The sequence below is a fragment of the Cupriavidus sp. 05N40 genome (assembly GCF_056397305.1).
The window spans coordinates 13266-37275 of sequence record NZ_JBFTND010000045.1; the positions used below are offsets into that span (position 1 = coordinate 13266).

The 24010-nt window shown below is 62.9% G+C and carries 23 protein-coding genes and 5 pseudogenes; 18 read left to right on the forward strand and 10 right to left on the reverse strand.

All coding sequences use genetic code 11. The features are described 5' to 3' along the window. Position 1: 1 nt before the first annotated feature. From AC1DO7_RS13095 to AC1DO7_RS13110, 4 genes are all read right to left on the reverse strand, one after another. Complete coding sequence (locus tag AC1DO7_RS13095) at positions 2 to 607, reverse strand: lipid-binding SYLF domain-containing protein (RefSeq protein ID WP_441620440.1); 606 nt, start codon at positions 605 to 607, stop codon at positions 2 to 4. After that, positions 604 to 825, reverse strand: a complete 222-nt coding sequence (locus tag AC1DO7_RS13100; protein WP_441620441.1) for a BON domain-containing protein — start codon at positions 823 to 825, stop codon at positions 604 to 606. The genes AC1DO7_RS13095 and AC1DO7_RS13100 overlap by 4 nt, the downstream gene beginning before the upstream one ends. A gap of 47 nt (positions 826 to 872) precedes the next feature. Beyond that, positions 873 to 1703 carry a universal stress protein gene (locus AC1DO7_RS13105; protein ID WP_441620443.1) on the reverse strand — a complete coding sequence of 277 codons (831 nt, stop codon included), beginning with the start codon at positions 1701 to 1703 and terminating at the stop codon, positions 873 to 875. A 98-nt stretch (positions 1704 to 1801) separates the two neighbouring features. Further along, positions 1802 to 2092, reverse strand: a complete 291-nt coding sequence (locus AC1DO7_RS13110; protein WP_441620445.1) for a hypothetical protein — start codon at positions 2090 to 2092, stop codon at positions 1802 to 1804. 237 nt (positions 2093 to 2329) lie between these two features. On the opposite strand from AC1DO7_RS13110, the gene AC1DO7_RS13115 reads away from it, so the two are divergent. The 4 genes from AC1DO7_RS13115 to mepK all read left to right on the forward strand — a co-directional run bounded on the left by AC1DO7_RS13115 (position 2330) and on the right by mepK (position 6159). After that, complete coding sequence (locus AC1DO7_RS13115) at positions 2330 to 3337, forward strand: zinc-dependent alcohol dehydrogenase family protein (protein ID WP_441620447.1); 1008 nt, start codon at positions 2330 to 2332, stop codon at positions 3335 to 3337. A gap of 121 nt (positions 3338 to 3458) precedes the next feature. Further along, entirely contained in the window at positions 3459 to 3914 is a 456-nt protein-coding gene (locus tag AC1DO7_RS13120; RefSeq protein WP_477116217.1) for a universal stress protein, read from the forward strand. A gap of 13 nt (positions 3915 to 3927) precedes the next feature. Next, the gene (locus AC1DO7_RS13125) at positions 3928 to 5571 is read left to right on the forward strand and encodes a L,D-transpeptidase family protein (protein WP_441620451.1); all 1644 of its coding nucleotides are present in this window, start codon (positions 3928 to 3930) and stop codon (positions 5569 to 5571) included. Between the two features lie 18 nt (positions 5572 to 5589). Beyond that, on the forward strand, positions 5590 to 6159 hold the full coding sequence (gene mepK / locus AC1DO7_RS13130; protein ID WP_441620453.1) for a peptidoglycan L,D-endopeptidase MepK: 570 nt from the start codon (positions 5590 to 5592) through the stop codon (positions 6157 to 6159). A 238-nt stretch (positions 6160 to 6397) separates the two neighbouring features. Here mepK and AC1DO7_RS13135 read toward each other — a convergent pair whose 3' ends face one another. The 3 genes and pseudogenes from AC1DO7_RS13135 to AC1DO7_RS13145 form a co-directional block, all read right to left on the reverse strand. Beyond that, a complete protein-coding gene (locus tag AC1DO7_RS13135) occupies positions 6398 to 6829 on the reverse strand; it encodes a universal stress protein (protein WP_441620455.1) in 432 nt (143 codons plus the stop codon). A gap of 540 nt (positions 6830 to 7369) precedes the next feature. Then, positions 7370 to 7939, reverse strand: a pseudogene (locus AC1DO7_RS13140) (ISKra4-like element ISBte1 family transposase); the annotation flags it as partial. A 784-nt stretch (positions 7940 to 8723) separates the two neighbouring features. Then, positions 8724 to 9728, reverse strand: a complete 1005-nt coding sequence (locus tag AC1DO7_RS13145; RefSeq protein WP_441620457.1) for a Bug family tripartite tricarboxylate transporter substrate binding protein — start codon at positions 9726 to 9728, stop codon at positions 8724 to 8726. Between the two features lie 267 nt (positions 9729 to 9995). Between AC1DO7_RS13145 and AC1DO7_RS13150 the strand changes: the two genes are divergently transcribed. From AC1DO7_RS13150 to AC1DO7_RS13200, 11 genes and pseudogenes are all read left to right on the forward strand, one after another. Then, the gene (locus AC1DO7_RS13150) at positions 9996 to 11447 is read left to right on the forward strand and encodes an aldehyde dehydrogenase family protein (RefSeq protein ID WP_477116218.1); all 1452 of its coding nucleotides are present in this window, start codon (positions 9996 to 9998) and stop codon (positions 11445 to 11447) included. Positions 11448 to 11488: 41 nt separating this feature from the next. After that, positions 11489 to 13033: an acetolactate synthase large subunit gene (locus tag AC1DO7_RS13155; RefSeq protein ID WP_441620461.1), complete on the forward strand. Its 1545-nt coding sequence runs from the start codon at positions 11489 to 11491 to the stop codon at positions 13031 to 13033. Between the two features lie 101 nt (positions 13034 to 13134). Further along, a complete protein-coding gene (locus AC1DO7_RS13160; protein WP_477116219.1) occupies positions 13135 to 14064 on the forward strand; it encodes an NAD(P)-dependent oxidoreductase in 930 nt (309 codons plus the stop codon). Positions 14065 to 14090: 26 nt separating this feature from the next. Next, on the forward strand, positions 14091 to 14546 hold the full coding sequence (locus AC1DO7_RS13165; RefSeq protein ID WP_441620464.1) for a cupin domain-containing protein: 456 nt from the start codon (positions 14091 to 14093) through the stop codon (positions 14544 to 14546). Positions 14547 to 14612: 66 nt separating this feature from the next. Further along, positions 14613 to 14852, forward strand: a pseudogene (locus AC1DO7_RS13170) (DUF1330 domain-containing protein); the annotation flags it as partial. Between the two features lie 91 nt (positions 14853 to 14943). Beyond that, complete coding sequence (locus AC1DO7_RS13175; RefSeq protein ID WP_441620466.1) at positions 14944 to 15807, forward strand: IclR family transcriptional regulator; 864 nt, start codon at positions 14944 to 14946, stop codon at positions 15805 to 15807. A gap of 373 nt (positions 15808 to 16180) precedes the next feature. Next, on the forward strand, positions 16181 to 16657 hold the full coding sequence (locus AC1DO7_RS13180) for a hypothetical protein (protein ID WP_441620467.1): 477 nt from the start codon (positions 16181 to 16183) through the stop codon (positions 16655 to 16657). Positions 16658 to 17321: 664 nt separating this feature from the next. Next, positions 17322 to 18089 carry a COG4705 family protein gene (locus AC1DO7_RS13185; RefSeq protein ID WP_441620489.1) on the forward strand — a complete coding sequence of 256 codons (768 nt, stop codon included), beginning with the start codon at positions 17322 to 17324 and terminating at the stop codon, positions 18087 to 18089. Between the two features lie 30 nt (positions 18090 to 18119). Then, positions 18120 to 18557: a hypothetical protein gene (locus tag AC1DO7_RS13190; RefSeq protein WP_441620469.1), complete on the forward strand. Its 438-nt coding sequence runs from the start codon at positions 18120 to 18122 to the stop codon at positions 18555 to 18557. Between the two features lie 15 nt (positions 18558 to 18572). Beyond that, the gene (locus AC1DO7_RS13195; RefSeq protein WP_441620471.1) at positions 18573 to 19205 is read left to right on the forward strand and encodes a VTT domain-containing protein; all 633 of its coding nucleotides are present in this window, start codon (positions 18573 to 18575) and stop codon (positions 19203 to 19205) included. A gap of 244 nt (positions 19206 to 19449) precedes the next feature. Further along, positions 19450 to 20035 (forward strand): annotated as a pseudogene (locus tag AC1DO7_RS13200) (flavodoxin family protein); the annotation flags it as partial. A gap of 39 nt (positions 20036 to 20074) precedes the next feature. Here the strand turns inward: AC1DO7_RS13200 and AC1DO7_RS13205 are convergent. Beyond that, complete coding sequence (locus AC1DO7_RS13205; protein WP_441620473.1) at positions 20075 to 20851, reverse strand: ATP-binding protein; 777 nt, start codon at positions 20849 to 20851, stop codon at positions 20075 to 20077. A gap of 38 nt (positions 20852 to 20889) precedes the next feature. On the opposite strand from AC1DO7_RS13205, the pseudogene AC1DO7_RS13210 reads away from it, so the two are divergent. Further along, positions 20890 to 21246 (forward strand): annotated as a pseudogene (locus tag AC1DO7_RS13210) (putative zinc-binding metallopeptidase); the annotation flags it as partial. A 195-nt stretch (positions 21247 to 21441) separates the two neighbouring features. Here AC1DO7_RS13210 and AC1DO7_RS13215 read toward each other — a convergent pair. Next, positions 21442 to 21631: pseudogene (locus AC1DO7_RS13215) on the reverse strand (PRC-barrel domain-containing protein); the annotation flags it as partial. 316 nt (positions 21632 to 21947) lie between these two features. Between AC1DO7_RS13215 and AC1DO7_RS13220 the strand changes: the two are divergent. Both AC1DO7_RS13220 and AC1DO7_RS13225 read left to right on the forward strand, forming a co-directional pair. After that, positions 21948 to 22370, forward strand: coding sequence for an ElaB/YgaM/YqjD family protein (locus tag AC1DO7_RS13220; protein ID WP_441620475.1), 423 nt, complete (start codon positions 21948 to 21950; stop codon positions 22368 to 22370). 1127 nt (positions 22371 to 23497) lie between these two features. After that, entirely contained in the window at positions 23498 to 23734 is a 237-nt protein-coding gene (locus tag AC1DO7_RS13225; protein ID WP_441620477.1) for an acyl carrier protein, read from the forward strand. An 82-nt stretch (positions 23735 to 23816) separates the two neighbouring features. Here the strand turns inward: AC1DO7_RS13225 and AC1DO7_RS13230 are convergent. Next, a partial coding sequence (locus AC1DO7_RS13230) for a hypothetical protein (RefSeq protein ID WP_477116220.1) occupies positions 23817 to 24010 on the reverse strand: 194 nt, incomplete at its 5' end.

A 24010-nucleotide genomic window follows, 5' to 3' on the forward strand; every position in this document is an offset into this window, starting at 1 on the left:
CTCAGCTCTCGATCCGCGTTATCCGCGTGCCGACGAGCGACAGGTTGATCATGATGCCGCTGTTGGTCAGCACGAAGCCCACAATGTCACCCCGCACGGTATTACTGTCTATGCTGGCCCCGATGCCCAGGCTCAGGATCGATACCGATCCGTCCACACCCACGGTCCAGCCCTGGCTGGCGCGAAAGCGCTCAAGCGCCTGCTCGGTCAGGAACACCAGCACGACCGCCTTGGATCCCATGCCCGCCTGCACCCCGAGCGATGCGCCTATGAGCCGGTAATAGGCCTTGTCTCCGCCCACGCCGCGCATCATGCCGTCACCCTGCTCCACGCCTGCCACTGCGCCACCGGCCAGCACATCGGGAAAGACCAGCACACCGCTGGACTTGCCCGCCAAGGCCCGCGCGCCAGGATTGCGTGCGTACAAGCGCGCCAGCACGGCTTCGCAGAGTGCATCGAGTTCGTCGGCATCCAGCACGACCTTGTCGGCGGCACCAGCCCACGCGGCCGCAGGCAGGCCTGCGGTGCAGCACAGCACGGCAACTCCGGCGAGCGCCTGGCATGCCAGGCGCCGCTGCTTGGCGGCAGGCGGCAATGTGCGCGTCATGGCCCCACCATCATGCGGGCCACCAGCTGAGTCACGCGCGGTGCGGACCATGCCGTCTCGCGGGCGGCTCGGATCTCGGCCCAGTTGCGCAGCGTGCCGGACAACATGACCTTGCTGGCGTCGTCGCTGACCTGGGCAGCGATGCCCGCGGCACAAATCTGGGGGACCCACTCCAGTTCCTCGCGGCCGTCCTGCCTGAGTTTCGCATCGCTCTTCATCGTGTTCTCCGGTGCGCTTGTGTATCGTGGCGACGCAGTGCCGGCAGTTAATGCGACATCAGTACCGGCACCGTCATGGTGTCCAGCAAAGCCGCGGTGACACCGCCCAGTACCAGCTCGCGCAGGCGGCCGCGCCCGTAGGCGCCCATCACCACCAGATCGGCGCCGAAATCCGCCCCGCGCGAGAGCAAGGTCTCGCCGATGGCGATGTCCGATCCTTCCTGGCAGTGTTCGATGTCTGCGTGGACGCCATGGCTTGCCAGCGCAGCAACAGCATGGCTCGGCGGGCTCGCATCGGGCCGCGCGCGCGCGCCTTGCGCACAAAGCACCTTGGCCTGRCCACCGGCGATCAGGGGCATGGCGTCATGCAAGGCGCGAGCGGCCTCGCGCCCGCCGTCCCACGCCACCATGGCACGTGCGCCGGGCACGGCGAACCGGCCGGCGAATGGAATGACAAGGACCGGCCTCCCCCCATCGAGGATGATGCTTTCCAGGAACTGGGTCGCGACAAAGCTGTCCGGGGCGGCCGGATCGTATTGCCCGGCAACGACAAGGTCGGCCTCGCGCACCTCGCGCAGTGCCATCATCAATGGATCGCCCTCCACTGCGCGCCACTCGATTTCCACCCCAAGGTCCTGCGTTGCGGCCTCGAAGCGGCGGCGCACTGCCTCGCGTGCATCGCTGCGCCGCTGGCGGTCCTCGTCGATATAGGTCGCAGCCCCCTGCATCAAGTAAAACCAGGCAGCATCAGGCATAAAGCCGGCAAACAGCCCGATCAGCCGTGCATGGCGGGCGACGGCGAGCCGGGCAGCGATTTCAAGCCGGTCCAGCGCTCGTGGACTGGTGTCCAGATGGACCATGATGCTGGCGTAATCCATGACATTTCTGCGCGGTTGGGAGGCCTGTATCCAGTCTAGGAAACGCCTGGATAGGGCTATTGRCTCAGGTCAAGCCGATGCCCCTTGCTTACTTCGGCTTACGCCGACCTTGCGCCGGCGCTCCCTTCTGCCAACGGCGCGTTGCATGCCGCCTTCTGGACCGTAGCCTTGGCCTTGGCTTCGTCCAGCAGGATCTGTCCACCCTCGAGCAGGCTGGCGCGCAGGTCTGTCAGGTCGACATAGTCCACCTCATACCTGAGATAGCTGTTATCGATCACGTGCGCCACCTGCTCGGAGCCTATCGCAGTCGCCGGGCGAGGCGCCTCCGCCAGCGCCCGATTGGCCAAAGCGCTGCCGTCCACCGCAAACAGTATCTTGCTGTACTTCATGCACCTCCAGCATCAGCGAAATCGGCGGATGGCCGGCACGCACACGCCTGCGCGCCGCCCTTGGATGCATCTAGCGTGTATGCTCGGACGCGCTCGGTGCAGATGCGGATCATGGCATCGGAAACTGTATGGGACGCCCGCCTGGCGCGCGCCATTGACGCGAATCAAGCGGCGGCGGCGGGCGTCGCCTAGCATGAATGCTGGGTGCCTCTGGGGGCGTTCGCGGAGGATGGCAACATGCAAGGTACGATGCGCGCGATGATCTTCGACGGCACCGGGCCAGCCCTGCGCTTGGCGCGCGTCCCCGTGCCGGTTCCCGGCCCCGGCGAAGTGCGCATTGCCGTGAGCACCTGCGGCGTCTGCCGCACCGACCTGCACATTCTCGACGGCGAACTCGCGCACCCTAAGGCGGCGCTGATTCCCGGCCACGAAATCGTTGGCAGGGTGGAGTCCTGCGGCGCAAGCGTGACGGGCCTCGCCCCCGGAGACCGGGTAGGCGTGCCCTGGCTTGGTCGGACCTGCGGGCACTGCGGCTATTGTGCAGCGCATCGCGAAAATCTGTGCGATACGCCGCAGTTCACCGGCTATACGCGCGACGGCGGCTACGCCGAGTATGTGGTGGCCGACAGCCGTTATTGCTTCCCCGTCCCGGAGCACTACGACGACGTGCATGCTGCGCCCTTGCTGTGCGCGGGCCTGATTGGCTACCGCACGCTGTGCATGGCGGGAGACGCCCGTGACGTCCGTTCTATCGGCATCTACGGTTTTGGCGCGGCCGCCCACCTGGTGGCACAGATCGCAGTAGCCCAGCAGCGCGAGATCTTCGCCTTCACACGCCCCGGCGACGACGCCGCCTGCCAGCTCGCCCGCGACACCGGGGCCTGCTGGACCGGTCCGAGCGACCAGCCCGCGCCGCAGCCGCTCGATGCCGCGCTGATCTTCGCGCCGGTGGGTGCGCTGGTGCCGATGGCGCTGCAAGCCGTCGCCAAGGGCGGCACCGTGGTTTGCGGTGGCATCCACATGAGCGATATTCCGGCCTTCCCCTATCGCTTGTTATGGGAGGAGCGGTCGATCGTGTCGGTGGCCAACCTCACGCGCGACGACGGGCTGGAACTGATGCGAATCGCCCGCGCCACGCCGCTGCGCACCACCACGACGGTCTATCCGCTGGAGCAGGCCAATGCCGCACTGGCCGACCTGCGCGCGGGCCGCCTGGCCGGCGCGGCGGTACTGCGCATCGCCTAGCCTGCCTGCTGCCGGTGTCTTGATGCAGGTCAATACGGCATCTGGCCCGCCCCCTATGCTGCAGATGGCGGCGGCGCCCATGCGCGCACACCTCCCTATATCCAGCCAAGAGGCACGAACCATGTATCAGCGAATACTGCTCGCGGTGGACGGCAGTCACTCTTCCGACCTCGCCCTGAGCCAGGCCATCACCGTCGCCAAGGCTACCGGCAGCGAGGTCAAGGTGCTCTTCGTGGCGGACGATAGCGATGTCTTCTTCTCCACTGRCAGCTACGATGCCAACAAGCTCATGGAGAGCATCCTGGCCGTGGGGCGCGATGCGCTGGCAGCCGCCGCCAGGCGCCTGTCGGAAGCGGGTATCGCGCATACGACGAAGATTCTCGAAAAGCCCGTTTCCCCCGGGCAGATATCCACCACCATCGTGGAAGAAGCCGATCGCTGGAGTGCGGATCTCATCGTAATTGGCACGCACGGCCGCCGCGGCTTCCGGCGCCTGATCATGGGCAGCGTTTCCGAAGGCGTGGTGCACAAGAGCAACAAGCCTGTGCTGATGGTCCGCAGCGAGCGCCCTGAATGAGCGCAGAACGCGGATGATAGGCGTCGCGCCGGCGGCGCGCAGCTTGGTGCTAGGCGTGTCGCTGATCCGCCGCGCCGGCACGCCCAGAATCGTGGCGGGCTTGCTGGCCGCATGGGCCTCGAGTTGGCATGCGGGAGTGCTGGCCACGGATGTCGCGCTCTGGTTTTCGCACGGCCACCCCACTGCCGACGCGCGGCAGGCCGCGGATATCCTGGTCGCCGCCGCGGCCGACGGGCTGGAGCCCCGCGACTATGACGCCGACGTCCTGCATCGTGCGCTTGACCAGGCCGCGCAAGGGCCGCCACTGGCACCGGAAGCGGTGGCGCGGCTTGATGGCGATCTGACGGGCGCAATGCTGCGCTACCTGTCCGACCTGCACGGCGGCCGCGTCGAGCCGCGTCAGATCCACGAGAATTTTGCCGCCGCACCGGATGGGCAGTTCGATCCTTCGGCCTACCTGCGCACAGCCGTCGCCAGGCACAGCCTGCCGAGGGCCGTCCAGCAGGCGGCGCCGTCGTTTCCCCTGTATGGCACCCTGCGCGAGGCACTCGCCCGTTACCGGGCGCTGGCAGGTGATCCGGCCTGGCAGGCGCCGCTGCCGCCGCTACCGGGCAAGAAGCTGGCGCATGGCCAGGCCTACGCTGGCGTGCCGGTGCTGACGCAGCGACTGATCGCGCTGGGCGACCTGCCCACGGGCACGCCCGTCCCGGAGCGCTACGAAGGCGCGCTGGTGGAAGGTGTCAAGGCATTCCAGGCCCGCCACGGGCTGGAGGCCGATGGCGCTATCGGGGCCAGCACACTAGCGCAGTTGAATGCCTCGCCCGCCAGCCGCGTGCGGCAGATCGAACTGACGCTGGAGCGCCTGCGCTGGACGCCGCTGCTGGAGAGCCCGCGCATGATCGTGGTCAACGTGCCGGAGTTCGTGCTGCGCGCCTATGAAGTCCACGACGGTAACGTCCAGGTCAAGGTGGAGATGAAGGTCATCGTCGGCAAGGCGCTCGACACGCGGACACCGCTCTTCAAAGAAGACATGCGTTTCATCGAGTTCAGCCCGTACTGGAACGTGCCACCCTCTATTGCGCGTGCGGAGACCTTGCCCAGGCTGCGGCGCGACCCCGGTTATTTCGAGCGGCAGGGCTTCGAATTCGTCGGTGCCGACGGCAAGGCGGTGACCACGCTGTCGGCGGCCAGCCTGGATGCCGTCCAGCGCGGGCAGATGCGCATCCGGCAGCGCCCGGGGCCGATGAATGCGCTTGGGGACATCAAGTTCATCTTCCCCAACAACGACAACATCTACCTGCATCACACGCCCGCGCCCGGGCTGTTCACGCGGGACCGGCGCGACCTGAGCCATGGCTGCATCCGGGTCGAGGAACCGGCGGCCCTGGCCAGCTTTGTGCTGCAGGACATGCCAGGCTGGACTGAAGCGCGCATTCGCGATGCCATGGACAAAGGGCAATCCAGCACGCTGCGCTTGCAGCAGCCGCTGCCTGTGGTGCTCGCGTACGGCACGGTCATCGTCAAGGCCGACGGGCGCGTGTATTTTTTCTCCGATATCTATGGGCTCGACCGAGTGCTGGACGAGGCGCTGCGGCAACGCTCCGCGAACCTGCGGACTTCCTCATGGACTAGTACACGCGCAAGATTGAGCCAATAAGTCAAGGGAGAGTGTTCGATGACCGGACCGCACAGCGACCCTCGCCGCCTTTTCCTGCGCCGCACCGGCGAACTCGCCCTGGCCGGCATGCTGCTGCCGCTACCGGCCCACCCCGCGCTTGCGGCCCTGCCAACGTTGCCGGCTGCCCGCAGCCTCGCCTTCGACCATACCCACACCGGCGAGCGCATTGCCATCGTCTACGCCGTGGGCGAGCAGTTCGTGCCCGAGGCGCTGGCCGCGCTCAACCGGTTCCTGCGCGATCACTATTCCGGCGAAGTCGGTTCGATCGACCCGCAACTGTTCGCGTTGCTCTACAGCCTGAAGCAGACACTATCCTGCGAAGCACCCTTCCAGGTCATCTCAGGCTATCGCAGCCCGGCCACAAACGCGCGCCTACGCAAGACGGGCGCCGGCGGCGTCGCCACCCATAGCCTGCATATGGACGGCAAGGCCATCGATATCCGCCTGCCCGGCGTGCCGCTGGCGGATCTGCGCGATGCCGCCCTGTCGCTGCGCGGTGGCGGTGTGGGATTCTATCCGCAAGAGCAATTCGTGCATGCGGATACGGGGCGCGTGCGGAATTGGTAAGTGTCAAGGTTCTATCGCGTTCGCTTGCGCGCGCCCGGCCCGCCGCAGAGCGGCTTCCAATTTGGTCAGCAGGCGCCTCCACTCTGCCGTCCCCTGCATGCGTGCCTGCTCCGCTGCTCCCCACTGCCGGCTGAAGGTCGCGCTGAGCTTCCGCCTCGCTCGCCTGCAGCCGCGCCGCGGCTCGCAAGATGGCCGACTCGCCGGTCGCCTGCCGAACCGACTGCACCGCATCCGTGGCTCACGCTTCCTGTGGTGCCCTCACAAGCATGACAGGCACCTTGCACTGGTGTGCAAGCCCTTCAGCTACACTGCCCATCAGCAGCCGGGTCACCCCGTGACGTCCGTGGGTGCCGATCACGACGAGCCGAGCGTGGCTGCCTTCCACGACTTGCCGGATCTGATTGGCAATGTCACCGAGCGCCGCGACGTCGTCGACCAGGACGACATGGCAGTGCAGATTGTTGGCTTCGGCCTTCGCCTGTGCCGCCGTCAGCAGTTCCTGCCCCCTCCTGACCAAGCCTACCCGCACCTCTGCCAATTCATATCCACTGTCAATGACGTGAACAATCTCCAGCTCCGCGCCGCAAGCGCCGGCAAGATCGATCGCCTCTTCCAGGGCCTGATCGCTGCAGTGGCTGCCGTCGATCGCCACCGAGATATTCTTGTACATGCGCCATCTCCTTCAGGATTGCTGGATTGTGTTCAGCCTGCGGCCAAGCACGCCCCAACTGCTGGCCAATCAGTCCGACAACAGCACTGGTACTGTCGTCGACTCCAGTAGCGCGCGCGTGACACTGCCCCCCACAAGTTTGCGCATCCGCTATGCGTTCATGGGCACCCATTGCACTAGGATCAGAACAATGATCTGGTCTGCGGCTCGGGTGAGCTACCTTTGGCCGAGATGAGCGCCGCTTACCGTCGCAGACTCAAGGAGACGCGCTTCGACACCATGGCACGCATCCTCCGACTGGATGGTGCTGTAGGCATATCCCGTGAGGGCTAGCTGCGAGCAATACACTAAGCGTATCGACCGTATCAGTGCACGAGATACCTCCGTACTTTGGCCACCGCCCTGAAGAAGCCGCATGAGCCCCAAATTCACTAGAGCTTACCGCGAGGGACAGGTGTCACCGCAAATCTGGCTTTCCGCATTCATCCTAGGATGCGCGGATGACAGGCATCTTGATTTCGCTCAACAACAGGTTAGCCGCATTTTCTGTACCCGCATGGCGATGTGGAACCAATCGACAACGTACTCATCGCGGTCACCAAAGCCGAGTTGGGCAAACCGTACGGTATCCCCGCCGTCCGACAGGAAGGTGACCGGCTGACTGGGTTGCACACCTTCTCGTAGCAGGAAGTTCCACATACGATCGGCCGGTCGGCGCTCCAGCTTGTGCGCGTAGGCAAAACTATTTCCGCCATCCCGATCCCGCAGGGACTTCCCGACGATCACTTCAAACCAGCGTCCTGGCGGCGCCGGTGGCCGGCCCCCCCGAAGGTAGCCGCCGACAATGCCGACCGCGCGGACCGGACTGGGCTCCGGGATCTCGAGCGAGCGGACGTTCGCCGCCACCTCAGCCTGCTGCCGGGCGTCGGCGGCCCGTTCCGCTCCCAACCGGCGACCGAGCGTGGTGACCTGCCGCCGGATCGAGCTGGCTGCCAGCACAAGATCGAGCGGCAATACCTCCTGCAGGACGTTGACAGTCAGACCATACGACATCAACGCGGCAAACTTGACCTCGAGATACTGAAGTTCTGGACTGACCCGCTCAGGCAGATCGCCACCGAAATGTGAGCCGCATGCGCCCAAAGTACGCTTCTGGCGCCAGATGTCGGCACAACTGAATGGCTAGTTTCCGGTTGCGAACTGCCATTCCGATGCGTGATTGGGAATGGTGGAGAAGGGTCGCCTCCTGCCGGCTGGCGCAGGCGCAGCGAACCTCGGGGGCGACTAGGCGCTTGCCGGGGCGAACAGGGGCCCTGTCGATGCCCTTATCCCGATGAGGGGCACCAATCGGGATTCAGTCGCTAACGCCCCAGTAACGCGCACGCCCGGACGATGTCGGGCTGGTCGAAGCTTCGATGAATCGCAAGCGACGCCTCGACCGCCCTATGCGGATTTGTGCGCCCCTGCGAAGTTCGCAGCGTTGTCCATGACAGGGGGCAAAGAACGCCTGAGCCTTCGCAGACGTCCTCGCAAGCTCCGGGTGTTCAGGAACCAGGTCGATGTCCGAGTTATGACTCCATTCCGTCATCGTAGTGGGCGTGCACCCCCTATTCCTTGCCGGTCTCCCGGCGCGCTCAGGACTTGTGCCTGACGCCGACCGCCACCCCAAACATGTGATCCTTGTCTGTACCGAGGTAATAGCCGTTTGTGTAGCCGATCGCGGCGGAACAAATGTTCAATGCCGCATTGCGCGTGTACGCCGATACACATCGGTCCGCCTGGAGAAGCTGTAGTCCGCGATGAACATTCGGCCACGGATGACCGGTTTGGAAGCTGATATGGAATCGGGCCGCAAGGGTCCGGGACAATCAGAGGTGGGAGGCTGCCGAGGTGCTTACTCGACGACGATCCCGCGCTCCTTGATCAGCGTTGACAGCCGCCTGCTCTCGTCAGTCAGCAGGTTTCGGAAAGCTAACTTGTCCAGTGCCACCGGTTCGGCGCCGAGTTGCGCRAACCGTTGCTTGAGCACTGGCGAGGCCAACACCTTCTTTAACGCCGCAGAAAATCGCTCGCTGATGTCGGCCGGGACCTTATTCGGTGACCACACCCCGAACCAGACATCAAGACTCGCATTGCGGATGCCCAGGTCCCCGTATGACGGTGCGTCCGGAAAGAACGGCGACCTGCTCTCGCTCGCCACTGCCAGCAGCTTGACCTTGCCACTTCGGATGTGGGGGAAGCCAATCCCCGGGTCGAATACGACGTCCGTCTGACCGGCCATCACATCCTGCAGCGCAGGGGCGGAGCCTTTGTACGGCACCTGCGTGATCGACGTGCCGATGCTCTGGTTGAATAGCTCGGCGGCGAGATGCGGTGCCGTCCCGGTACCGGCCGACGCGATGGTGATCTTGCTCGGTTGCGACTTCGCCAAAGCGATGAACTGCTTGGCGTCCCTGGCCTCAAGCGTGGGACGGGCGACCAGATACATCTGGGCGCGTCCGATCGCCATGACGGGCGTTAGATCCCGGGACGGGACGAGATTCGACTTGAACAGATATGGGTTGGCCGTCTCAACCGAGGTGGGCGCAATCAGAAACGTGTACCCGTCCGGCGCCGCCCTCACGACTTCGCCGACCGCCAGGTTGCCGCTCGCCCCCGGCTTGTTTTCGACGATCACTGTCTGCCCCAGTGCTTCATTCAGCAACTGTGCAATCGCACGCGCCATCACGTCCGTTCCGCCGCCGGGAGCGAAACCCACCACTAGGCGGATGGGCCGTGCCGGCCACGCCGCACTCTGGCTCGCGGCCGGAAACGCCGCACCAGCCAGCATGGCGGCCCCCAGCGCCAATACGGCGCGGCGTGAACGGAAATGAGAAATGGGGCTGAAGCGGTGGGTCATGGTGGTTGTCTCCTGAATGGTGATTGCGGTCGAAAGCGCCGTCGGTCAAACCATAGACGGACGATTCATGGTTGTAAATAGGGATTCAACGTTGTCCATAGGATAATTTTAGGAAAAGTGATCCCCGGGTTGTTTGCGTAGAAAATTATCCTATGGATAACGATACAACCCTATTTACAAAGAGGAGGCGATGCTCTACCGTTCGATTCATCGGCAGCATCCCGGCCATGATCGGTACGCCGCAACGCAAAAACTACGAGAGACAACGTGCTTGATAAGAGACAGTTCCATATCGGTGGGAAGTGGGTAATGCCCGCACGGCCCCAAGACCTGACGGTGATCGACCCATCCACCGAACAACCCTGCGCGGTGATATCCGTCGGCGATACGATCGATGCCGACCGCGCGGTGCAGGCGGCAAGGCAAGCCTTCGCAGGCTGGTGTCGCACCGAGCCGGGCGAGCGGCTTCGGCTGGTCGAGCGGCTGCTGGAGATCTACGAACGACGCGCCGCGGAAATGGCGCGGATGATCAGCCTGGAGATGGGGGCGCCCGTCGACATGGCGCGGGCCGAACATGTCGGTGCTAGCGCGTATCACATGAGGAACTTCATTACCGCGTTTCGCACGTTCTCGTTCGAACGTTCCATCGGCACGCATGCACCCAACGATCGGATCCTGATGGAGCCGATCGGCGTGGCCGGCCTCATCACACCATGGAACTGGCCCATGAATCAGGTCACGCTGAAGGTGGTGCCCGCACTGCTGGCCGGATGCACCGTCGTGCTGAAACCATCGGAAATCGCGCCGCTCTCTTCGATGCTCTTTGCCGAGTTCATCGAGGAAGCCGGCTTTCCGAGCGGCGTGTTCAATCTCGTGAACGGTGACGGCACGGGGGTCGGCGCGCGCCTGTCGTCGCATCCCTATATCGACATGATCAGCTTCACCGGCTCGACCCGCGCTGGCATCGCCATATCGAAAGCCGCCGCCGAGACACTCAAGCGAGTGGTGCTCGAACTCGGCGGAAAAGGGGCCAACCTCATCTTTGCCGACGCCGATGCGGATGCGGTGAGACGCGGGGTGCTCCATTGCTTCAAGAACACCGGTCAAAGCTGCAACTCCCCTACCCGCATGCTGGTCGAGCGCTCGATCTATGCGCGCGTAGTCGACGAGGCCCGGGAAATCGCCGAGAACTTCGCGGCCGAGGCGGCGCACGCGCCGGGGAAGTTCTTCGGCCCGCTGACCTCGGCGGCGCAATTCAGGAAAGTCCAGGAGATGATCGAGACAGGCACGGCGGAGGGCGCGCGACTTGTTGCAGGCGGCCCCGGGCGTCCCGAAGCGCACGAATGCGGCTACTTCGTGCGGCCGACTGTTTTCGCCGACGTGACCAACCAGATGACCATCGCCCGAGAGGAGATCTTCGGCCCTGTGCTCTCCATTATTCCGTTCGACACCGAGGAAGAGGCGATCGCCATCGCGAACGATACGCCGTATGGGCTGGCCAATTACGTGCAATCGACCGATGACGAACGATGCCGCCGCGTCGCGGGCCGGCTGCGTTCGGGCATGGTGGAGATGAATGGCAGGCCGCGCGCCCCGGGATCTCCTTTCGGCGGCATCAAGGCGTCCGGACGCGCCCGCGAAGGCGGGATCTGGGGCATCGAGGAGTTCCTCGAAGCCAAGGCAGTTTCCGGTTGGACGGATCCTGCCTGCTCGCGCTGACCCCACGCGACCCATCCTCATCGAACCGGAGAACACACAACATGAACGGCGCTGAAAGTCTGGTCACCACACTGCTCGAGTCGGGCATCGATACCTGCTTCGCCAATCCCGGCACCAGCGAAATGCATTTCGTCGCGGCCCTGGATCAAATTCCAGGTATGCGGTGTGTGCTGGGACTGCAGGAGAACGTCGTGACCGGCATGGCCGACGGCTATTTCCGCATGGCCCGCAAGCCCGCGAGCACGCTATTGCATTGCGGACCGGGACTTGCCAACGGGTGGGCGAACCTTCACAACGCTCGCCGCGCGAATAGCGCGGTCGTCAACATCGTGGGAGATCAGGCGACCTATCACCGCCCGTATGATGCGCCCCTCACTGCCGATACGGCCGCGCTCGCGGGCGCCGTATCGGCATGGGTCCGCACGAGCCAGTCCGCAGCCGACGTCGGTCGTGATGCGGCCGCCGCAGTAGCCGCTGCGCGGACCGCGCCCGGGCAGATCGCCTCGCTGATCCTGCCTTCCGATACGTCATGGGATGCGGGCGGCGCTGCCGCGCGCGCATTGCCCGTACCGTCAGCGCCATCGATCGATACGTTTGCCGTCGACAACGCGGCGCGCATTCTGCGCCAGAATAGCAATGACGTGCTGATTCTGCTTGGCGGCGAGTGCGCGCTGCCCGAAGCGCAGGCGCTCGCGTGGCGCATTGCCAGCGCGACGGGCGCGACCCTGAAATATGAGTACGTGATGGGGCGGGTCTCGCGTGGACGAGGCCGTCTGCCGATCGAGCGGGTGCCCTACAACACCGATCAAGCCATCACGATGATGGCATCGTTCCGGCACATCATCCTGGTCAACGCCAGGCCACCAGTCGGATTCTTCGCCTATCCCGGCAAGCCCTCCCTCCAGTATCCGCGCGAAGCCCAGATCCATCATTTGTCGCGCGTCGACCAGCATCCCGAAGCGGCCCTGCTCGCGCTGGCGGAGGCGCTGAACGCGCCAGTGGTCGATATGCCGCCCGCGCAGCCCTGCCCGGAGATCGCTACCGGTGTACCCACGCCGGAAGGGCTGGCCCAGACGATCGCCGCCGTGATGCCGGAGAACGCGATCATATCGGACGAAAGCATTTCGTATGGCCGCAGCTTCTACCGATTCACCCACGCTGCAGCACCACATGACTGGCTCTCACTGACCGGCGGTGCCATTGGCGACGGACTCCCGGTTGCAACCGGCGCGGCGGTGGCCTGTGGGGGCTCGAGACGGGTCATCAGCCTGCAGGCTGACGGCTCGGCGATGTATTCGCTTCAGTCGCTTTGGACGCAGGCACGTGAACGACTCCCCTGCACGACGATTTTGTTGGCCAACCGCAAGTACAACATCCTGATCGGCGAATACGAGAACGTCGGGGCATTACCGGGGCCCACGGCCATGAGCATGCTGGATCTGTCGAATCCCGATCTCGACTGGGTCAGGCTCGCCAACGGCATGGGGGTGGAGGCCGCACGCGCAACGACGCTCGAGCAGTGCGCCGACCTCATGAAGCAGAGCTTCCGCCAGGACGGCCCCTTCCTGATCGAACTGTTGATCTGAGTGAAGGCCGGCACTGCAACATTACCCGAAGCACGACGCGCGCGGCACCGACTGGTAGACGCGGTGCGCGGAAATCTACCCAGATACGGAGACATACGAACGTGAGCAAGATTACCCAAGTCGGCTTTTTAGGCCTTGGCAACATGGGTGCCGCGATGGCAATGCGGCTTATTCATCCCGGGTGCCGACTGCACGTCTACGACCCTAACGCGGAAGCCGTGTCGCGACTTGTGGACGCTGGCGCAGTGGCGCATGCCAGTCCACGTTCGGTGGCGGATGCCGCCGCCATCGTCATGGCCTGCCTGCCAAGCCAGGCGGTATGCGAAGCGGCGATTTTCGGCCAGGACGGCGTGGCGGCCGGCAACGCGCTGCATACGTACATCGAGATGTCGACGATCGGTCCGACTGCGGTGTCCTCCATCGCACAGAGACTTCAGCGTCAGCATATCGCCACGGTGGACGCGCCAGTCAGTGGTGGGCCGTCCGCCGCGCGTGCGGGCACGCTGTCCATCATGCTGGCCGGCGCGAGCCATGACATTGCGCGCGCCATGCCCTCGCTGGATCGCATCGCGAAGACAATTCACAAGCTGGGCGATCAGCCCGGCCAGGCACAGGCGATGAAGCTGGTGAACAACATCATGCTGGCCGCCAACATGGCCGTTGCATCGGAGGCGTTGGCAATGGGCGCCAAAGCAGGCCTGAACGCCGACGCCATGGCCGACGTCATCCGATCCAGCACCGGCCAGAGCGCGGCAGCAGACATACTTGCTCGCTTCGCCCTCCCTGGATCGTTCGACTTCGGGGCACACATGTCGATCCTCGCAAAGGATGTGGAGCTCGCCATCGCAGAGGCCCGCAATCTGSGCRTCCCGGCGCGCGTTCTRGAGCAGGCCCGGGGCGTCTGGCAAACGGCAATGGAAGAAGGACGCGGCCAGGACGATTTCACTTCGATCATCAAGAGTGTGGAAGAACGCGCCACCGTGCTGGTACGCGGGGCACCACGGCGGCAACCCGCCAATCAGCAACTTTAACAACGACAACACCCACGGAGCAGACCATGGACTCATCCACCGAACACGTTCATTCCGCCACGTCGATTGCCGACGCCGAAGCGCTTGCGCAAAGGCTTTCCTATGCCACGCCCGAAACGGCGCCACTGGTGCCGGGACGCCGCTCATTCTTCAAGTATCGGGACCTGGGCGTGACGACTGCCACGGATGGCCGCATGCGCGCGCAGATAACTCTTGCAACGGGCGAAATGCAGCAAACCGGGTGGCACTATCACCTCTGCGATTCGCAGTTCATTTATACGCTGCGCGGTTGGGTCGACCTGGTCTTCGAGGACGGCCGCCATATTCGCGTCAGCGCGGGAGAATCGCTCCTGATCCCTGGCGGACTCAAGCACAACGAGTTGGCGATCTCACCAGACCTCGAGCTTCTCGAAGTCTCGATTCCGGCAAAGATGGGAACGGTGGCCTGCGACGCTCCAGCGAACTTCACCTCATCCTTCTGACGGGAGACGACATGACGAAAGGTTACATTTTTGCCGAGGTAGACATCCACCCCCGGCGCGGAGTGGGATGAGTACGCCAGCAAGGTCCAGCCCACGCTGGATTCCTATGGCGGCGTGTTCCTGATTCGGGGAGGCACGCCCCACGTGCTCGAGGGCAACGCCAAAACCGGGACGTTCGTGGTTCTGGAGTTCGAGAGCCCCGAGGACGCCACGGCCTGGTACACCTCCACAGACTATCAGCGCATTTTGCCGCTCCGCCTCCGCAATGCCGATGCGCGCGTCATCTGCTTGCCTGGAGCTGGCTGAATTCCCGTGTCATCGCCCGTGATAAACTCAAAAATCGTTCGCGCACCCTGAATCCGAGGTTCGCCCCCTTCCGAGAGGAGTATCGACGGCTTTGACAGAAGCAAAAAAAACCATCGCAGAACCATCGGCGGTGTCGGCGGACGACCCGCCACCGACTGCTGCCGGCAATAGCGGAGGACGACGCCGGATTCAGTCGGCCGACAAGGCAACGGAGGTTCTTCTTGCGCTTGTCGAGGCGGGTAAGGCGACACCCCTCCGCGATCTGGCGCGCGCCATCGGCATGCCAAACAGCCTCGCGCATCGCTACCTCGCGAGCCTAATGGCAAGCGGTCTCGCGGTACAGGATGAAGTCACCGGTCTCTACGACCTTGGGCCGACGGCGGTACGCATCGGCGCGTCTGCCCTCGCGCGTATTGATCATCTGCGCCTCGCCAGTGAAGCAATGCCACAGCTAGTTTCTATCACGGGATTGCCCGCCCTCCTCTGTGTGCTCGGCGATCGCGGCCCCACTATCGTGCGATGGGAACGCAGCTATGTGCCGTTCATTACTACGTTGTCGGTGGGCTCGACATTCCAATTGACAAATTCGGCAACGGGTCGCGTGCTGCTCGCCTTCACCCCCGATCAGGTCAGAGATGACCTGATCGAGTTGGCCGTTTCGAAGAACCATGAACAGCCGCCAGTGAAGTTGCTTGAGCGTCTTTCGACGATCCGGCGAGTCGGATACGACGAAGCGGAATCGGTTCTCATCCCAGGACTGTCCGCTGTGAGCGCGCCGATTCTCGATGTTCAGAACGAGGCAGTCGCGTGTCTGACGCTAATCGGCGCAAGCCCCGATGTCCGGCGCATCAAGACAAAGGCAATCAAAGCGCTGGTCGACGCAAGCGTGAGCATCTCGCGATCTTGCGGGAGCAACCTGTCGTTCGGCTCGTCATTGGCGGATCCGACAACATAAGCCTGATTTCCTGCATTGCCGCCTGATCGTCTGCCAAAACCTGGCATCCAACTTGCGGGCGACGGTCGCAACACCGAACCGGGCGACCGCTCTTGTCGCGACTTCAGTCAGAACAATTAGACCGGTCGACCGGCGGAGAAGGGTCGTGGCAAGAGACGACCGTTGAGTGTCCGCGGGATGCCATGGTCACAACCCAGTACTTTCACCATCGTGAAAATATTGATTGGGAATCCGGAACTGAGGGCCAGCGCGCCGACGGCTGACTTGAGTTGTTGGCGGCGCAGACAGACATCCGCCCTTCCCCCAATAACGTAGCCACCCAAAACCCGGCCAGAAGGAGAGCTAGTCCGGCCGTGAGGCCTTGGTGAAAAAAATGAGGCACGCCTACCGCAGACGTATATCTGTCCGATCGCTGGTCTGGATCGGCCTGGTCAGCCTGTTGTCTGTGGGGTGTGGTCCGGTACCGAAGGCAAACGATTTACCACCATTGTTGCGCAATGTGACGGCTGGAGGCGGCCATGCGAGTCCGTGCCCGCCCAGCAACAAGACGGAAGTGGAGATGCTGAAGGGATGGGGCGGGAAGCTGGCAATCTCGCCAGAGTTCGACGCTCGGCTGCGAACATTATTCCCGCCTGGGTCACCTGTGGCCGCGCTCGAAAATGCGCTTCGGAATCAGGAGTTTAAGATTGATGGTGTGTGTAGGAGTGACATCTCCATCCATCGTGCGGAGTTCTTCCGCAAGGGAAAGGGTCCATTGCCATACGATGTGTCCGCGCAGGTTTTTTGGAAGGCTGACGAAGAAGGTCACATTGCTTGGACCAAGGGATTCGTCATGTATAGCGGCCTGTAGCTACTCGTAAGCGAATACAGTCGGCAGCCTCTTCGAGGTCATGCCTGTTTCTCCCGCCACCGCGTCGTGCGCTGTCAAGGCGCGTTCGCCGGGCGCTTACGGTCTAACCGCCGCGCCCCCCTCCGCGTAGGAGTCCAGTCCTGCTGCTCCCCCTTCACCCCGCTGCACTGCCAGGCTCCGCTGTTTCGCCGAGGGTGGAGGCTACCGGAACGCCGACGAACTCCCCGCCCTCTTTTTTGTCGCCACTTATGCGCGCCGCGTTGGAGCACGCCGCCAGGCGTAGCGGCTTCATCGACATTTTGGGCCAGGGGCCAGGCATTGATCTAACCTTGCGAACGTTCATCGCCGCATAGGCATCGGAAAGGCACTCCCCTCGCCGTATGCGGCCGGCTGTCCCCGTGCCACGCGCCATCCCGCGATGGGAAAACGCTCAGTTGCCGGCGCCGGCCGGTATTGCCTTAGTCACTTCGCCCAAACGTCGTTCCTTTAATTCTTCCTTAAGGCATACGGCGTTAGCCTTAACTCCATCCTTTGCTGCCCGTTTCCGTGTCGGGTATCCAGTTGGTTGCGTACCGCGACCATGTATCTGGCCAGATGCGACTGCGCACGCCAACCCGCTGACCGAATCGGAGAGCCCTTTATGCCCACCGTACTGCAAGATCCCATGTCCAATTGGCAGAACAAGGTGCCGCAAGTCACCCTCGGTTTTTGGATCATCAAGATTATGTCGACCACCGTTGGCGAGACTGGTGCCGATTACCTCGCTGTCAATGCGGGACTGGGACAGGCGGCCACACGTGCTGGTATGTTCGGTCTGCTGTGCCTTGCTTTGCTCACCCACGTGCGGCAGCGTCGTTACGTTCCATGGCTTTACTGGCTGACGGTAGTGCTGGTCAGCGTAGTAGGCACCCAGATCACCGACGCTCTGACTGACGGCTTAGGCGTGAGCTTATACCTAAGCACCGCGCTTTTCGCCATCCTGCTCGCTGGGGTTTTCCTGCTCTGGTACGGCCGAGAAAGGACGCTATCTATCCAATCCATAGATAGCCCCCAAAGAGAGCTGTTTTACTGGGCTGCGATTCTTTGCACATTTGCACTGGGCACCGCAGCAGGCGACCTCGCCACCGAAGCCCTGGGACTGGGATTCCGACTCGGCTGCGTGGCATTTGGCACGTTGATCGCGCTCACCGTCGCGGCCTTTTACTGTGGCTTAAACACTGTCTTGGCGTTCTGGATCGCTTATATCCTCACGCGTCCCCTGGGCGCTTCGCTCGGTGACATGTTGTCACAGTCGCACGAGTATGGCGGCGTTGGTCTCGGCGCCTTGGTGACAAGCGCGATCTTCCTATCGGTGATCGTTCTGATGGTCGCCATCGCCCAACGGAATGTTAGTCAGCGCGGGCCCGGTAATCCCGCCCCTCGCACCTCGTAATGCATCACGCGAATCCTTTAGGAGTACGACATGAAGCGACACATCATTCACCGCCGACTTGACGCGGCCTTGCTCGCCGCAGCCGTGCTGGCGCCAAGCTACGCAAGTGTTTCCGCGGCCCTCGCCCTCCTCCCTCACATCGCTGTGGCGGCCACTCCTGCGGACACGCCCACGCAATCCAGGCTAGGCGACCTGTCCGCCTTTCGCGTGATCGCTGCAGACGTGGCCTTGCTCGTTGAAAAGGGCAATCTACCCGCGGCAAAGACGAGGATCAAGGACCTAGAGGTTGCGTGGGATAACGCCGAAGCCGGCCTGAAGCCGCGCGCCGCCGCGGACTGGCACGTCGCCGACAAGGCCATCGACCGCGCGCTCGGAGCAGTGCGGTCTACCACACCAAATGCGGTGGAGTGCAAGCAAGCATTGACGGATCTTTTAGGCACGTTTGACCGGCTCGGCGGACGACGTTAAGGTCCGGGACATCGCATGTTATCCACCGGATTGCTCAGTTGGCTCTTCAATGACCAGCAAATTATGTCGATGCTGGCCCAGAACTGGGTCACCGGCGTGCTGTTCGTGGCAGCCATCATCTTCCTGGAGACCGGCTTCGTCATTCTGCCGTTTTTGCCGGGTGATTCATTGCTGTTCGCGACTGGCGCATTCCTCGGCGTCAATGGTTTGTCGCCGCTACCAGCAATGGCAATGATTTGCACCGCAGCCATTGTCGGCGACGGCGTCAACTACCTGATAGGCCGGTCCCCCCTGGGTCAGCATCTGCTGCGCGGTGGCTGGGTTAAGCCGCAATATATTGCAAAGACTCGTGCCTACTTCGATCACTACGGGGGCTCGACCATCACCATCGCGCGCTTCGTGCCGATCGTCCGCAGCGTGGCCCCCTTCCTCGCCGGCCTGACTGGCATGCACCCCCGGCGCTTCGCTGCCTTCAACGTGCTCGGCGCGGTGGTGTGGGGAAGTGGCTTACTGCTTGCCGGCTTCTGGCTGGGCGGCATCGAGTGGGTGCGTTCGCATATGAGTTGGCTGACGATAGCAATTATCGTCGTATCGCTGTTACCGGTGGTGGTGCAGGTCCGAAGGGGATGGGGCCGGGTTGAGGGGTAAATGCTCGGCCGCGCGAAAGTTGGTAAGGGCGGTTATGGGAAGAACATCGGCCAATAGGGATTATTAGCTGGCGGGACATTTGTCCTGCCCTCTGTTGCTGCATGGCCGAAGTTTCCTTCGCGCGGCAAAATGCCTGTAGCCACGGGACATGCGCCCCGCCGGTCCCCCGTCACGCTGAGCACAACATTTGATTGGCATTAATCTTCGTGCTGTTGCGCTCATCTATCCGACGGCGGCGCAGCTTACGGCCATGCCACTTTGCCATTGGCCATGCAGTTGCTATCCCAATCATTCGCTCGGCCAGGTCAACGATTGGATGAACGCGCTCTATCCGCGCTGGGTAGGCGCCCATGGCGTGATGATCGTCTCGCCGGTCTATTGGTATCAGGCCACAAGTCCGCTCAAGCTGATGATTAACCGGCTGGTCTGTGCCGATGGCGGTAACCCCGATCCGAGCAGCACGCATGGCAAAAGCCGGAGCAAGCCAAGGCGCTGGAATTGCGGGGCTGGGACTACCCCAAGCACTTGGCCGGGCGCGTCTACGGTGTGGCGGTACATGGCGACGTGGCCGGAATCGATGGTGTGCGACGCGCATTGTGCGACTGGATGGACTGGATGGGCTTGATAGACGCAGGCATCTGGCGAAACTCGACCGCTATATCGGCTATTGGCGCCCGTACGCCACCAGCCATGCTGACCTCGATCACGACCAGGCGATGCCGCGCGARGTGGACAATGTGGCCGGCGCGATTGCCGAGGCGGTAAGTCTGCGCCGTGCGGGCAAGCTGGAAGCGCCCGACCGCAAGGTGTTGGCGCCACGGCAGAAGTGATGTGATGGGGCACAGTATGTGAATGCCCCGCCCTGCTGCCTATACGCGCTTTGCGCCCATGGCAATCAAGGCATTCAACTGCGTCAATGCGGCTGGCTTGACCAGATAGTGATCAAAATCCCGCCGTTCGCCGAGGCCTCCTTCCGGCCTCCCGTATCCGCTCAGGGCCACCAGCCGGACATCGGGCAGATTGGGGTTCGCCCGGATCAGCCGTGCCACTTCATTGCCGTCGATATCTGGCAAGCCGATATCAAGCAAGACGACCTCGGGATGAAAGTTATCCACGCATGTCAGGGCACTCGAGCCGTCCCGCGCGACCCGCACCTCGTGGCCGTCCAGGCGAAGTAACGTCGCGATGCTGTCGCCAGCATCGCAGTTATCGTCGACCACGAGTATGCGGCGGGGTAAAACGACCGAAGCCGTCACGGTGTGCAAGGGCTCGGGCGCAGCCGCTGGCGTGCCGTCCGGCAGTGCCGGCAGGCGCACGACAAACCGGCTCCCGACATTCTGCCCGTTGCTGGTGGCCGTCACGGTCCCCCCATGGAGTTCGGTCAGCTTGCGCACGAGGGCCAGCCCGAGGCCGAGTCCTGACGCGCGGCGGTCGGTAGCCGGTTCGGCTTGCACGAAGATCTCGAAAATGCTGGCAAGAAACTCCTTGCGGATGCCGATGCCGTTGTCGGTGATGCTCAGCACCGCATCTTCGCCCTGCCGTTTGATCCTCAGATCGATGACGCCACCGTCCGGGGTGTACTTGATGGCATTGCCAGCCTTGCGATGCAGTCGCAGGTAGAAGGCGAGCGATCCAGATGAGCTCATTTCTTTTTATACACGGCGTCCAGGCGTTGCACCCACCTCGGCACTAYGTCAGCGCCTACGCGGCCATGCCCCCGTGGGAGGACTGGGCCGAAACCTGGGCAGACTATCTCCACATCGTCGATACCGTGGACACCGCCGCGGCATGCGGGCTTGCGCTCAAGCCAGCCACAGTCGGAGAGCCTACCCTGACGGACCAGACACCCGTCGAGGATGCCAGCTTTCAAAGTCTGATGAATCGGTGGTTTCCGCTCACCTACGTGCGCAACAGCCTCAACCGAAGCCTGGGCGTGCCGGATGGCTATCCGTTCGCACTGAGCCCTGTCGTGGTGGACAAGCTCCGCTTCGTGCACGAGGTTGTGGCGGCGGGGCCACAGGCAGCATTGCCTAATCCGTAGGGCGCTTATTCCGGCTCGATATTCGTCACCGTTGCCACGCCACTAACCTTCTCAAAGGTTGCACGGACCTTGCTCCCTTCCTTTAGTTGTCGCCGATGAAAAGCCCGGACTGACCCTGAGCCGCCACCCGCTCGCCCTGCCGCGCACGCGCACCGCTCGCTGCGCTCCCATGGAATTATTCATAAATCAGATAGGAAAACCCGGCGCATTCTTGATCCGTTGCGCGGTCACACCGGTGCTGAAGCACTTATCGTCGGTGTCCAGGCTGAGCGCGCCCCAGGGACTGGCATGCAGGGAATCGCCCATTCCGAGGAAGCCACCGTTGGTCAGCACAGCGTATGCGTCCGCCACGCACGTCGAGCAGGATCTCCGAAATTTTGCCAACCTCCGGCCGAGGGAGGAATTTCAAGGCCGGTAATTTTCTATGCAGCCGTGCGCGAGAGGCAGGGCTGCTGGATTCGCCGCGAGGGCTTGGTTCTGGTCGCATCACGGCTGCCGCGCTGCTCCCCGCAGTGACCGACCGGCGATGCCTGGCCAGAGCGCGCTCCACTTGGGGGCAATGATGCATTCATGGCATGAAACATGCGCTGTGTACCTGGCCTGCGCCGCCGACGAGCAGGCGGACGACCACGGGGTACCGCGCGGCGTGTCCGGCGCGCGATGACCTGATGCCGAACGACCGACTTTCAGGAGCACGACTAATGGAAACCCAAGGCAATACCCAATCCTCCGTCCAGAACGATTCGCCGGGTATCGCCGGCAAGTTCGGCACGGCAACCACAAACATCCTGGACGCTGCCAAGGACGCCGGCAAACAGGTCGGTGCGGTCGCACGCAGCGAAGCCTACGGCTTGAAGCGGGAGCTCGACGACCTGATCAGCCGCATTCCCACCCTGTCCGGGGCTGCGCTGGACGAGGCCAAGGAAGAGTTCCTGAGCAAGATGAACGCGACCAGGGATGCCGCAAAGGGCATCTCGGAAAATGTGCGCCAGCAAATCTCCCGGCGAGCCGAGGATACCGCCGCCTATGTTAAGGATCAGCCGCTGCGTTCCATGAGCGTGGCGGTCGGGGTCGGCATTATCCTGGGCCTGTTGATGGCAAACCGGGGTGGCGACCGGGGCTAGGACTGAAGATAGACTGAATCGCGGACCAGGCCCGACCCTCTTGCGCGCCGGCACCTGGTTTCGCTAGGGCGCTCAGTCGCAGCCGCCACCGCCCAGGTGCGGAGGTTGCCTCCGCGCGCCCGTCCTGATTGGCCCGATCAGCAGGACCCAAATTCCAAGCGGCAATTCGGGACCTTCAATGCGTCGAATGGGCAGGAAAGCCTCCGCCCCCTGCACCGCGCGCATTCCCTCACGCACGCTCACGCCGACGAAATACATTAATCATCCCAGGGAACTGCGCCGTGCGTAAGCAGCATTGCGCTCCTGGTCGATCTCATGCAGCGTCCGGTAACGGCGGCCCATTCGCGTGCCAACGCGACCTGCGCGCGTATGCGTTCCAAGTGGTCGAGAATTGGGCATTCATTCTTGACGCAGACTTCGCAACTTATGCTGGAGCTTTCCTCGAATTGCTTGAACAGTTTCTTGGCCGCACGATGGTCGTCTGCCAGGAGGCCGTGAGCTGCACGTTGGTCTGTTGGTACTTTTGCTTTGTCCATGGTCAACTCTTACGTGTCATTTTGGGGAAACGGCATGCGCTTCGCATGCTCGCAGTCAAGAGAGCACACTCTGTTCCCGCGCGCAAAGGACGATTGGGCAAAATTTAAGCCAATGAGCTAGCTACACGCAGCTCCCRCTGTCAGGGGCACCGTCATAGCGATTTTGAGTTGAATGTGACGCGGAGGGTCGGTCTGCAGAGGGTACGATTCTGGGCCCGGAAGCGCGAAAGCACGTTTTTGGCCGAGTTAAGCTCGCCGAGAAAGCTCCGGATCCCGGGCGGAAGCCTGAGAAATCTGCCTGGCAGTTGAAGTGTTCAGATTCCTATTCGCATTTCGCAAATGATCTAGCCGTTATGCCTGAAGACTTCGGTCATTTCCGGTCGCGCAATTTCGACACGATCGCGGCAGCTTTCGGATGTACTTCTCATCGCACATCGGGACGTCACAGCAGCAGCGCGCTCGCCGCGAGATGAGCTACGCGAGCAGATGGGCTACCAACGTGGCGAGCTTGTGCGGCGGCGCACTGAAGCCCCACGACGGATTCGGCCCAATGGTTTCTTTCGATCATACTCATCCGCCGAGAGGTTCCAGATGAAGGCTATCATTCGACAGATCCTTAGCGACGTCGCACGGCTCGACGTGCCCGTCGAAGCGCTTGACGACCAAGCAGATCTTTACGCAGCGGGCCTCTCCTCCCTGGCTACCGTGCACGTGATGCTGGCCATTGAGAATGCATTCAACATCGAGATCCCCGATGCAATGCTTTCCCGCCAACTGTTTCGAAGCGTAAATTCGCTCGCGGCGGCAGCCGAAGAACTCCAGTCTTAGCGGGCGGAATCCGCGTGGAGCCTGGACCATTCCGCTCGGTCGGATACTACCGGCCGCTGCCAGCTCAGCATGAGGCCCATTTCTACTGAGGAAAGGCCCGCATCTCACATGACATGGTTTTAATGGTGAAGACGTGAACGAATTGCCGTTTGAAACAGCTAGCTGTCCACTCTGCCAGACGCTCGCGGAACGCCGGCGCACCTTGGCTGGCTACGTATATCACTGCGCGAGTTGCGGTGGCCCATTTGAGGTCGGCGTCGGCGCACAGGCCCGATC